Origin of the sequence: Acinetobacter bereziniae LMG 1003 = CIP 70.12, assembly GCF_000368925.1 — a bacterium.
Lineage (GTDB): Bacteria > Pseudomonadota > Gammaproteobacteria > Pseudomonadales > Moraxellaceae > Acinetobacter > Acinetobacter bereziniae.
In genome coordinates, this window is sequence record NZ_KB849756.1 from 1,885,270 (window position 1) to 1,898,209 (window position 12,940).

The following is a 12,940-nucleotide window of genomic DNA, read 5'->3' on the forward strand; positions in this document are numbered from 1 at the left end:
TTACATAAATGACAAAGCTTAGAAGCCGACCTCACTAGACAATAAATCTTTATTTAGACTAATTTTAAACACGAAGAAGGAGCGAATATTCGCCCCTTCCCTTTTATCCAGTAAATACTGGATAGACTTTAGTTTTCATCAATACAGCATTCTGCATGCAATAATCCGAAAATAAAAGTTTAAATCGAATTAACGACGTAAACCTAAAGCAGCAATCAAATCGCTATAACGAGTAGCATCTTTACCTTTAAGGTAGTCAAGAAGCTTACGACGTTGGTTAACCATACGGATCAAACCACGACGGCTATGATGGTCGTGTTTGTGTTCTTTGAAGTGACCTTGCAAATCATTGATTTGAGCAGTCAATAAAGCAACTTGTACTTCTGGTGAACCAGTGTCATTTTCAGCACGAGCGAATTTTGCAACGATCTCTGCGCGATCTGCGTTTGTTAAAGCCATTCGATTTCTCCGAGATGCTTAATTTAAATACTTGATACAAATCAAATTGATTCTTCAAAACCAATTTAACTGCCGTGCATCACTACAGCAGAGGCTTATTTTAAAGGAAGTATGTTGAGATTGCAAAAATATTGTACATCTCACTTCTAGCAAGTTTCACTTGATGATAAAAGCACATCAATATTGCACTTTTTTTACACAGTGCATGGCAATTCGGACACAGACATTTATCTCGACTCAGTTCACACTTGTTCTGAATAAAAATAAGCATGGACAACGATTGTGAAGTTATTTTCGACCAACACCTGTTTTGTACCCAAGGATTTGGGCAGCATCACCAGTAGTAAAAATGAAGTTCATCCTGAACTCGGGGGAATGACCGTAAAACAAGTAGATAAAATCTGGCAGAGTATTGAGCACCTTTATCAAACAGGTAATCACCCCCTGATCAGTGTGTGTTTAAGACGTAAAGGTCAAATCATATTGAACCGCAGTTTGGGGCATGCCTCAGGAAACTCTGCGGATGGTTTAGCCAAAAATGCTGTGATTGCAAATCCAGATACCCCCATTTGCTTATTTTCAGCATCCAAAATGATTACCGCCATCTTGATTCACATGTTAGATGAAACAGGTGAAATCAACTTATTGGACCCGATCAGTCATTACATTCCTGAATATGCACAAAATGGCAAACGCCGTGCCACAATCTTTCATTTACTGTCGCATCGTGGTGGCATTCCACGTATAGAAATGCAAGTCACCCCAGAGCTCTTATTTGATAAAGATCAAATTTTACAATATCTCTATGCTGCACAGCCGATTTCCCCTGCAGGCTCACATTTAGCTTACCATGCAGTCACAGCAGGTTATATTCTCGGTGAATTGATCGAGCGCGTGACTGGACAAGATCTCCGTCAATTCCTCCATGAAAAAATTGAAAAACCCATGAATATGCCGTTTTTCAATTATGGTTTAAAACCTGAATATCGCGATCAAGTCGCGCTGAATTATCCGACTGGTGTACATCCAAAACTTGGAACTGATTTATATTTAAATCATGTTTTAGGTGGGGGATTACAACTTGCGGTAGATGTAACCAATGATCCACGCTTTATGGATACTGTCTGCCCTGCTGGCAACATTTATACCAGTGCAGAACAAGCCAACCGTTTTTTTGAAATGTTGTTGAATGGCGGAGAATATCAGGGCAAACGGATCATGAGCCCAGAAACGGTTTTCCGTGCAACGCTACCAACATCCACCACCAATATTGATCGAACACTACTTGCCCCTATGCGCTATGCATTAGGTCCAATGTTAGGCAGCAATCCTTTGGGTATTTTTGGTCCAATGACAGGACAAGCGTTTGGTCATCTTGGATTTTCCAATATCTTATGCTGGGCTGACCCTCAACGTGATATTAGTGTCAGTATTTTAAATACAGGAAAAGCCGTCATGGGTACACATATTCCTGCTTTGGCACAAACACTTTACCAAATTTCCAATAACTGCCCTAAAATCCCGAAAGCACAACGTCGTGCTGTATTTGGTACAGATCGTACTGAAACAGAGTTGGTTTAAATCAAAAAATAAGATATGAAAAAGCCCTAAGATTACTCTTAGGGCTTTTCCGTTGCGCTGTAGTTTCTTGTTTAGTTATTGTCGGTATCTTATTTATTATCTTTATTGTGCTCTCGACACTTATTATTTTATCACTGACATTCATTTTCACGACCATGTGACCAATTATGTCCATATATGACTTATTATGCATGTCAAATATGTAAGACAAAAGTCGTATTTAACTCATCTTTATGTGAGAAATTGCGTACAGAAAAATGACCGTGGTGAGTTTCATAAAAAGCCTTTTAAAATGTGATAGATGACATAATAAATGTAGATTTCAAGTATAATTTTTAATCTAAACTAACAAAAATAAAAGATGAACCTATCATAATTTGAAAACTAGAGTGGCAATCCCTTGGCAATAAAAAAGCCCTGTAGTCTCTCCCAAAACTACAAGGCTTAGCGGCTGTAAGTTTCCTCTTTTATTACTTACTTTCTTGTAAGTTCGCAGTCTCACGACTTCAAGTTGTTCTTATTTTGCGATTTTACTCAACGATCCTTGCTGAGCTCTTTATGGCTTCATCATCTCAAAAACTAACATGAAGCTCTATGCGCAAATCTCTCGAATTCATGTAAGCAATTTCGTACAATGTTCAAATTATCAATTTAAACTTCAAAATAATTATACCGCATTAACCATCCTAACCAATCCACTAGTACGTGTGGTTGCTATATTCAGAGATTGTACAAATGCGCTTTGATCCACCAAGAGACTGACCACAGATTTGGCTCGTGTAATTGCGGTATAAATCAACTCTTGACTTAATAGCCGAGTTGCTGCCGAATCTAAAACCACTGCGGTATGGGTAAATTCTGAGCCTTGTGATTTATGAATCGTCAGTGCAAAAGCCGTCTGCATTGCTTTAGGCAAACGAGTTGCAGGAAACCATTTATCCAGGCTAGGGAAATAGACTTCGAATTGTCCCTGCTGTTGACGGTGTTTCAGACAAATCCCAATATCTCCGTTAGAGAGTCCTAATTGGTAATCATTGTAGGTCATCATCACAGGACGCCCCACATACCAATCACCTCGTTTGGATAGGGTCGGAATATATTCAAATAAAGCTTTTTCCATTTCTGTATTTAAACTGTTTAAACCCATTACCCCATGACGTATCGCGGTGAGAATCCGGTAACTGTCAAACGCGTGTACAACCATCTTGGCTTGATCATGTTCTGTGTCGGTATTCAAATAAACCTGAAGGCTTTCAAAATAAGTATGGAAACCTAAACTTAATTTCTTGTAGTAGCCCGCTAAATCAGCTTGCGCAATTTTTTCAGGAAGATACTCAAGTTGAATGACATCTTGCATGTCTGGTAATAAATCGACTGGTTTAAGTTCTCGTGCAACAACCACCTCTTGTTCAAAGTGTGCTAAAAGTTGCGATGGAGCAGTATCCAGCGTTTTTTGCATTTGAATAAACTTTGCCATTTTCCCAATCAATGCACCTTCTTTAAAGCGTTGACTGGTCATTAAATTGACCCGATGATCAGACAAAGTTTCCATCTGTTGTAGATCAGCAAGGACTGCACCGACATCCACTGAAGCCAATTGATTTGCATCGCCCAACAGGATCAAACGTCCATGTTCAGGAATCGCCTCAAACAGCATGGTTGCTAAATTTAAATCCAGCATTGAAGCTTCATCTACAACCACAACGTCATAAGGCAGTGGTTGGCGTTGGTTAAAGCGCGGGGTCTGTTGATGACCTAATCCCAACAAACGATGCAAGGTCATCGGATTAAATAGATTTTGACTTAAACCAAAATGTTGTAATTTAGGATCAGACAAGGACTTCTGCAAAGCTTCCCCCATACGTTGTGCAGCTTTTCCTGTAGGTGCTGCCATCGCGATTCGAATATCTGGAGTTGCTTGATATAATACGGCAATGATTCTTGCCAAAGTATAGGTTTTACCTGTACCCGGTCCCCCCGTAATCATGCTCAAAGCCGATTTCGCGACCATAGCCAAAGCCGCTTTTTGATAAGCATCAGTCAATAGTTCATCAAATTCCGAAACATCCACCTGAGTAGTAGATTGCACACTCAGACGTTTAATTTGTTGTGCCAAGCGTCTCTCAAGTTGCCAATAACGATAGAGATAAAGATATTCATGATCTTGTACAAACGGCGCAACTGCGCTTTCTAGATTGTCTGCCTGAATCATCAAGGACTTTAACCCTGTTGTATTTTTATCCTTTGCGGGAATACAACTATCACCCTGAGTACTTGCCAAAAGTATTTCTTGTGCCAGTTCAAGTGCATGTTCATCTAATTTAGGGCTTGTGGAATACTGTGTTAAAACATATTTACTCCATGTCTCAATCCATTGTGGGACTTGACTTTCTAAATCCTGTTGATTTTCCACACAGTTATCCTCAGAGTTATCTACAAGGTTTTCAACACAGTTATCCACATGATAACCTATTGTTTATACAGTTTTTCAAACAACTATTCACACAATTTCACTAGATTTATCCTCAACAAAATAGCCCAGTATCGCATCTAATCTCAAAATAAACTCTGTGGTGGGGCGCCAGAAATAATAGCCTTGATCGACTTGAGCATTCATACCACGTAAATACAAATAAGTTGCACCACCTAAATCCCGTTCAATTTGGTAGTCTTCAAGTTGGATTTTTAAATAGCGATGTAAAGCCACCAAATATAACGCTGCCTGCAACCAATAACTGGCATGTGACATACTCTCTTGCACGGCTTCTGAGGTATAGTTGTGTTGATCCGCACCCAGAAAATTACTTTTATAATCGGCAATATGATATTGCTGCCCATCAAAGAAAACCAAATCAATTGAGCCATTGAGATAACGGGCTGAACGAGCATCATTAAACTCAGGCATTTTTATTCCGTACTCATCAAATAACTGATAAATCCGTTGAATTGCCAAAACTCGATCTGAAAGCGATAAATAGAATGGGAACTCAGCCAAATGTTGATGAGGTTCAAGCTGTTTTAATTGGAAATTTTTGAGAATTGGTGTGGATAAGACCTCAGCCAGCCACTCAGCAACCCAAGTCAGCAAAGTTTCTTCAGCATTGGATTGTGCTAAAGCATTCTCCTCGACAGTTTGGTTTAAAAAAGCCAGTCGGTATTTTTCAAGCAATTCTGTCCACAAACTGGAGTAGTCATTTTTAAAACGTCGACGAATTTCAAGATGCCAATATCGTGTATTCTGAAAATCAATATGTTCGAAGATTTCATGCAAGAAATTTCCTGCAATGGTACCCATTGGAAAATTGGCTTTGATCCATGCAATCGGTTGCTCAGGCTGTGTTTGCTGAATAATTTCAATCATCGGCTGTTGAATTTCATCTTCTGCACGGTCTTGCTTTTGTTCAGAAACTGCCAAGGCATCTTGAATTTGTTGTCGTGTTAAATGTTGGGCCAAAGCACTAAAACTGGTTTTTCCCCGCGGATAAAAACGCTGTGTTGGAAATGCTTGCGCAATTAATGGTAAAGGATGTTCAGACTTAGGTTTTTCCAGTGCTTTAGGACGCTCAGTCAGTAAGTCTTCCATACAGCTACCGATATGCTGAAAAACATCAGCACCTTGACCCCGCCAAAATGCCAAGCCTGTTGTCGACTTTTCTTTGGTATCACTCAACATGGCATAAACACGATAACTGGCACGGGTCAACGCCACATACCACAAACGATGATGTTCTGCTAAAGCACGCTCATTATGTTGTTCGATATCTTTTTTATCCAGTAAATTACTGTCATTAACAGCCACCACACGCTGTTGTTCAGTCTGCCCTGTCTGGCTATTTAATTGGACTGCTGTCGAAAAGTTCAAGGTCTTATTGATTTCTTTAAATTCTTTGTCTGCACCCAGTAAAAAAACAAATTTAAACTCTAAACCCTTCGATTGGTGAATGGTCATCAACTGGACCCCTGCCTCATTGGACAGTTTACGCTCCATTTCCCACTCTCGTTCCATTGGTGCAGTCAGCTGTTTTAAATACCAATGATAAAGATTTTGCGCACCTTGATATGTTTCACTGTGTTGGCTGAGCAGTTCAGTTAAATGACGTAAATTCACCACCACACGCTCATTATCACTACTACGCTTTTCCACCAGTTTTTTCCAGACCGCACACTGATTGAGTAGATATTGCCAAGCAGTTAAGAAACCTTGATTCAGCCATATTTCACGGACCTGATCAAACAACTCAATGTATTCACTTAAGCCATCTGCATGCTGTTCTAAGGCAATCAAATCTTTTAAGCTCAAACCAATCATACGACTTAATACGGCACGTTTTACTTTCGCTTCATGGTAAGGGTGCAAAATTGCAGTCAGTACAGCCCCAACATCATGTGCAATCTGACTTTCAAAAACACTTTTCTTTGAAGGTCGATTGGTGCGAATCCCCAGAAATTCTAACGCAGCTTGTGCCTTATCCAGCCCATCGTGGTTTTTCGATAAAATAGCAATGTCATTTTCATCTAGCGGACGCTGCGCGGATTTCTCCTTAAACAATAAACTGCCTTGAATACCTTGATTGAGCAAATCACGGATTTTCCATGCCACTTGTTCTGCTTCAAGCTGTTTATCTGCTAACTTGAGCCATCTTAAAGGTTGAGGATTTATCTGTCCCTGATCAATCAAATCTGGATGTGGGCGACTGCCTGCTTGCACAGGGGTATAGATCACCTGCTCGCCAAAATCCATTTGTCTTTGAAATAAGGCATCGACCACCTCAACCAAGGGTTTTACTGAACGATGGTTATAGATCAAGTTATATTCGTTGCCATCTTTACCAAACACATCCTGATGTGCTTTTAAAAAAGTCAGCATGTCCCCACCACGGAAACCATAAATCGCTTGTTTACGATCACCCACCATGATCATACAGCCATTCTTAACTCGACTTGGATGACGCCAAATTTGCGCTAACATATCGTCTTGATCTTGGTTGGTATCCTGAAACTCATCAACCAAAATTAAGGGATAACGTGCATGGACAAAAGTAGCAAACCGTTGTCCTTGTTCACCTTGTAAAGCTTCCGCAAGCGTTCGAATTTGCTGGGCAAAGGTGGTTTCGCCCTTTTGTTGTAATACTTGTGGCAAGCGCTGTTTCACTTCTTGCGCCAAATAATATTTAAGAAAAGTATTGGTTCCGAGCAACTGATTTTCAAATACTTCGATTTGCGCATAGATACTCAACAGCTGTTGAACAATCGGATGTTGATAAAATCCCAGCTGTACATGTTCAGGGGCTGCTTTCTTAAAGATCTGTTGTTCACGAAGCACTTTGATCAAAGTGGAAAAATCAGACTTTTCCACTGTCAACCCGGAACTCAAATAATGTTTATAGCCCTGTTGTTGGGTGGTTTGAATAATTTGTGGCAGACTCTTGGTAAAAATACGATGAAAACGATCACTCCTAAATTTTGTCCCATTACAAAACTTATAATAATCACCGTCCAATAAATAATAAGCTTCAAGTGTTTGTAACTGTTGCAATTGAATTTGCGACAGTTGTTCTATTGCCTGTTGAAATGATTGAGCATCCACAGTAGAAAATTGTGGCTCAACAAATTTTGCCGATGCGAAATTTAAACTTTGCTCAACTGTCGATGCATAGTAGTCGACACCATGTAACTCTCCTGCAAACATCAAACTATCGACAATATCTTGCGGTTGTTTTTGAATCCATGCCCTTAAAACATCGTGAATTAATTGATAAGTATAGCTTTTTGCATCATCAGTAATTTCTGCACGTTCAATCTTGCCACTTTCAAAAGCAAATTCACGTAATAGTTTTTGACTAAAGCTATCTAAGGTCCCCACAAACAATTCATCAAGTTGATCAATCACCAGTTTTAGACGTTCACAGGCATAAGCCACTTGCGATGCAAATGTTTTCAACAACTTAGAAAATAAAGGATCGGTTTCCTGCTGGGCTTTGTTTAAAACCTGTGATTCAGTCAGCTCTCGACAGGATTCAAAATAGTGAAACGTATCTTGTAAACGTGAACGAATCCGACTTTTCAACTCTGCAGCAGCTTTTCGAGTAAATGTGGTTGCAATCACTTGGCTTGGTAAGTATTTTTCTAAAAAAATCCGCACCATCAAACTGGACAAGGTATAGGTTTTCCCTGTACCTGCAGAAGCTTCGATCCAATGTAAACCAGCAAAGTGCATATCTTCAATCGGTTGAATCGAAACCTGCTTTTTTTTGCTACTGGCTGTGTTACTAAGCGATAAATTTACGGAAGTCATCATGATTCCTCCGCAACAGTTTGATACTGATAAATGGGTTGATACAGATCATACGCAAATTGATCACAAGCATGCTTGAGCAGTGCAGTCGTATCTTGTTCTTGCAAAATAAATTGCCAATCCCGATGCTTTTTACTCCACTCCATTTCCGTCAAATCATAAGGTAAAAATGCATCACTTTTATTCCACTCATTGAGTATTACTGTGAAATCCTCAATCACTGAACGACCAGAGTCTTCAGCTATCCAGGTCAATGTTTTATTATTTTCACTGAGCTTCAACAATAATGCAGCGGGCAATACCAAAGGCTCAGACTGTCCATAAGCAAAGGCTTTAAACCATGCCAATAAATATTGTTTTGCTTGTGCTGAACTTAATCCTGTATTGATGATCGTCACATCACTAAATACCGCAATCCGTTGTAAACCTTTCGACTGTTCGGCATCCAGATTTAAATAACTCAGCCACAACAAATACTCTAACCAAACTTTAGTACGACGTTTAGCACGACCACTTGAGGCATCTAAACTGACCCAATCTGTGCGCTGCTGTTGAGGCAAGGTAATGTTCATAACCAAACCAGATTCAATCCGCCACTGACGCTGTGTGGTCAATGTCACTTCAGGCGCATAACGCTTTAAGCGTGCTTTTAAACTATCTTGTTCAGCCAAGCCGATTTGCCATGCACTGAGCTGAACCTTGCCTATCGGAAGTTGATTCTGTAATAATCGCATATCATTTACCGCAGCATCATCTACAGAATGAAGCGTCGCCTTTTGTAAAAAATCTCGGATTTGATAACGTGCCAAGCCATCCAAAATCAAAGGTTCATTCAATGCTGGCATATCATCTGCGCTTAGATTTTCAACCCCCAAGGTTTTTAAATATAATCGTGCAGGGAAGGTCATATCTTGAATCCACTGCCCTGCATCCAATACTATAATATCGTCTTGAGCTGATGGATAAGCGGTATTCACCCAAGCATCACGTTGAGCCAATGCCTCTGTTTGACGAATCTGTTGTGCGACTTGGAACCATTGGTCCTGATAACGGATGGACTGTTGGGATTCAAAACCAGAAGGCTCAAAGGGCTGTAAAGTGTGGACATGATATAAAGTTTGAATCTGTTCTGGTACTTCAATTCCATCTAAGGACACGGTTTGTGCTACAGCAGTCAAGTTCTCAGGGCTTGTATTTGATGTGGATGTTGATTGCAAATGATCGGCTTGACTAATAAAGGCAATATGATTGATCAACTCTTGTAATACACTTGATGGGTCTCGAACCTCACCATCACTGACATCAAAGCCATTGTAAAATAACCATAGATTTTCTTGTGCCAACAGTAAAGCATCTAAAAATGCACCTTGATCATCATCCAAACGTGAACGATCACCCAACTGTGGTTTAAGGATTTGCATTAAGTCGAAAGGGACATGAACATCACGATCTGGGAATTTACCACCATCCAAATTTAACAGTACGATCAGCTTATAAGGCAGCGGGCGAATTTGTCCGATCTGACTAAACGTAATCTGCCCTGTCGGTAAAGCCTGATCAATTTGCCCCTCTAATAAGTTTTGAATTTCATTGAGTAAATATACCAAAGGCAAATCAATATCTTGGAGAATAGACTGTTCTTGCTCGTCATAGAAACTCGCCAAAGTCAGCATACGTTCTTGTTTTTTTACGATCTCACGTACCGTTTTTAAAGATTCGACACCTGCTTGTTCAAATTCAACAATATCCTGCATCAGCAATTTTAACCACGCTTCCACATTACATTTTAATGTGGTTTGTTTGCCGAGCTCATGTGCAATCATCCAATCTCTACGATGATCAAAATCTTGGTAAATCTGTACCAAGGTCGTGATCAGCTCAAAATCAGCTGTAAAGACTTGTGCATAACTCAATACATTTTCAAATAATCGGTGTTCTGGAATTGCAATGCCCAATACCAAACGATCCAATGCAAATTTAAAACTAAAACGAAAATCATCGTCATCATGACTCAACGAACGCTTTAAGTGTTGCGCATCTAAACCACGTTTAAATCCAGCATTGATCAGCAATTCAATCATGCGTTCTGTATTGGCAATATCTAAATCATAACGTAATTGAGTCGCAGTTAAACTTAACCAATCTGCAAAATCCTCAATGCTAAAACGACTTTCAATCAATTGAATACGTCCTAACACAGCGCGCCAAGCATTATGAGCATCCAATGCCGTCACTCCTGCAATTTTCACAGGCAAATAAACACTGTCCTGATTCGGTGTATGTGGGAATACACTGCGAATCAGTGGCTCAATCTGTTTTAAGTCTGGCACTAAAACTAAAATATCATTTGGACGACGAGGCTGATCTAACGAACTTTTGGCTAACCAAGCAATCAATTGATCTCTCAGTACTTCAAGTTGTCTTAATGCAGAATGACATACATGAATCTGAATCGAATCATCCTCTTTTGCGATTGGATAAGCATGTGCCTCTGGCTCAACTAAATAAAGAATATCGGACTGGAGTTTAGTCAATAAATTAATCGGTTGTTCATCGACAAAAGCATCTACCCACTGTCCTTCTTCTCCAGAAGATAGATTGGAAAGAATCGAAAAATGATCACGCGCTTGTTTGCCAAAACGTGTCAATAAAGGATGACGAGATTCTCGAATTTCAGCATTAAAATTTAAGGTAAATTCATCGAAAAATTTTTGAATATCCGCATCTGTTGCATTGGGATTTTTGCCAATAAAGCGTTCTTTAACCCTTAAATCGTATTGTTTTTTCCAATTGGGATCGACACTGTCTGCCCAGTACTCTTGTGATGGATTGTAATGTAAAATCACCACATCCAGATATTGTCCAAGTCGTCTCAAAAACTGTAATTGACTGGGTGGCAAATCCAACAAGGTAAAGACAATCAGTTGACTTGGTAATTTTTTTAGAGCCTGTGGTCGTTGTTGAACATCCTCCATCACATGCCAAAAATCAGCATCAATACTCTGCATTTCAATAAAATCATCATGAAATGTATGTTGCCATAACCAACGTTGCCAGTTTTCCAGTTCTTGTGCCTGATTCAGCGTAAATGCTGAAATCTGCTGATTGGTCTTAAAAAATTGCTGTTCTAAATTCAGTGCTTCTCCACGCCCCCATTGCGCCAACCAATTACTTGGGCACTGACAAGCTTGATTCTGCGGACAGCCACGTACACAATCAGCACGGTACAACATATAGTGACTAAACAGTTTTGAAACCTGCTCAGACACCCAATACAACATACTTTGCTTTTTCAGTTGTTTATCTAAACCTTGTTGTAACTGTGAAGCGGCGTCATAGATCCGTTGAATAATAGAATGCAACGGATGGTCTTCAGCCAGACTATTTTCCTCATGTTCAATAAAGCTTTTTAAAGTCTGATAAATCCGCCACTTCATAATCAGACGTGGAATATTGGCTTTACGTACTTTGTCTTTATCATCAAGTACTTGTTGATAAGCAAACCATTGAAATCCACGGATACGCTGATGAAATTGGCTATTGGCGCTAATGCCCTGTTGTTCTGCGATACGTTGACTTAACCACTCCTGCACCGCAGGACTGGGTACAATAAAATGTTGCGTTTGCAAAACTGCAAAAGGATTTTTGGATGGCCGAATGGTATTTTGCAAAAGCCCTTGCACCAAGACATCAATGCGTTGGCTTTGAATCACATGTATTGCCATAATTCCTCGACTTTCAATATTCTATTGTCTATGTTCATGCACAAAACATAAACATTCGCCACTATACAACAACAATATACTATGGCATTTTTAAAACATTATTTGGAAATAACTTCACAATTTCAAGCTCAAACATGAGTTTCCAGAAATATGACAAAAAGCTTGAAACATAGGTATTTGATTTATGAAAATTGATAAAATTCCAGACTCGATTGATCCCACCTTGAATCTAGAACAGATTCGTGAAGAATGCTTAGAACTTGTCAAAAAGCGTTCCTATGTCTCCGCAGGTGCAGCTGTTGTACCAGTGCCATTTTTTGATGTGGTCATTGATGTCGGTATGTTGTCTTTCCTGATTCCTGAAATCAATGCTCGCTTTGGTTTGGCACCAGATCAAATCAGTGTTTATGATCCTGCCACCAAGAAAATCCACTGGAATGAACTGCGCAAACGTGGTTTCGAATTTTCAGGTTTAGTGGTGGCACGTACTGCTGTTAAAGCATCCTTTAACAATATGGCTGCAAAAATCATCACCAAACAAGTGACCAAATTCATTCCGCTTGGTGGTTCAATTATTGCTGCAAGTTTAGGCTATATTGTCATGAAAAAAGTGGCTGAAACGCATGTAGATGAATGTTATAAGCTTGCCAAAGGCATTCAGCAAAAACAACAAGCCAGCGTTGTTAAATATTCATAATCTCTATTTATACACTCATAAAGCGCGACTTAGTCCGCTTTATGAGACAAAATCAACATAAAAAAATGAACATAGAAAAAGAAAATTTGTCATTCAAGCACAAACCGATTTTTGATCCACGCCTCAACTTTTTTACGTTGAATTATATAGGTAAACCGCCTGATTATTCATACAAGTGATTTA

6 protein-coding genes are annotated in these 12,940 nt (G+C 39.5%); 2 read left to right on the forward strand and 4 right to left on the reverse strand.

What is annotated here, in order from left to right; genetic code table 11:
• Positions 1-189 precede the first annotated feature (189 nt).
• Positions 190-459, reverse strand: a complete 270-nt coding sequence (rpsO, locus tag F938_RS18750) for a 30S ribosomal protein S15 (RefSeq protein WP_004725514.1) — start codon at positions 457-459, stop codon at positions 190-192.
• 282 nt (positions 460-741) lie between these two features.
• Here rpsO and F938_RS18755 point away from each other — a divergent pair, with 282 nt between their 5' ends.
• The gene (locus F938_RS18755) at positions 742-2,040 is read left to right on the forward strand and encodes an EstA family serine hydrolase (RefSeq protein ID WP_005034271.1); all 1,299 of its coding nucleotides are present in this window, start codon (positions 742-744) and stop codon (positions 2,038-2,040) included.
• A gap of 667 nt (positions 2,041-2,707) precedes the next feature.
• On the opposite strand, the gene recD is transcribed toward F938_RS18755, so the two are convergent.
• From recD to F938_RS18775, 3 genes are all read right to left on the reverse strand, one after another.
• Positions 2,708-4,453 (reverse strand): exodeoxyribonuclease V subunit alpha, encoded by a 1,746-nt coding sequence (recD, locus tag F938_RS18765; RefSeq protein WP_010591334.1) that lies wholly within the window; start codon positions 4,451-4,453, stop codon positions 2,708-2,710.
• Positions 4,454-4,540: 87 nt separating this feature from the next.
• Positions 4,541-8,335 carry a UvrD-helicase domain-containing protein gene (locus F938_RS18770; protein WP_010591333.1) on the reverse strand — a complete coding sequence of 1,265 codons (3,795 nt, stop codon included), beginning with the start codon at positions 8,333-8,335 and terminating at the stop codon, positions 4,541-4,543.
• Positions 8,335-12,060 carry an exodeoxyribonuclease V subunit gamma gene (locus F938_RS18775; RefSeq protein WP_005034276.1) on the reverse strand — a complete coding sequence of 1,242 codons (3,726 nt, stop codon included), beginning with the start codon at positions 12,058-12,060 and terminating at the stop codon, positions 8,335-8,337. Before F938_RS18775 ends, F938_RS18770 begins: the two co-directional genes overlap by 1 nt.
• 184 nt (positions 12,061-12,244) lie before the next feature.
• Between F938_RS18775 and F938_RS18780 the strand changes: the two genes are divergently transcribed.
• A complete protein-coding gene (locus F938_RS18780) occupies positions 12,245-12,757 on the forward strand; it encodes a hypothetical protein (RefSeq protein WP_004825336.1) in 513 nt (170 codons plus the stop codon).
• Positions 12,758-12,940: the final 183 nt, after the last annotated feature.

What these genes read in the sequence shown, in the direction of transcription:
- rpsO (WP_004725514.1), bottom strand. Translation starts at nt 459, where the DNA reads ATGGCTTTAACAAACGCAGATCGCGCAGAGATCGTTGCAAAATTCGCT.
- F938_RS18770 (WP_010591333.1), bottom strand. Translation starts at nt 8,335, where the DNA reads ATGACTTCCGTAAATTTATCGCTTAGTAACACAGCCAGTAGCAAAAAA.
- F938_RS18775 (WP_005034276.1), bottom strand. Translation starts at nt 12,060, where the DNA reads ATGGCAATACATGTGATTCAAAGCCAACGCATTGATGTCTTGGTGCAA.
- F938_RS18780 (WP_004825336.1), top strand. Translation starts at nt 12,245, where the DNA reads ATGAAAATTGATAAAATTCCAGACTCGATTGATCCCACCTTGAATCTA.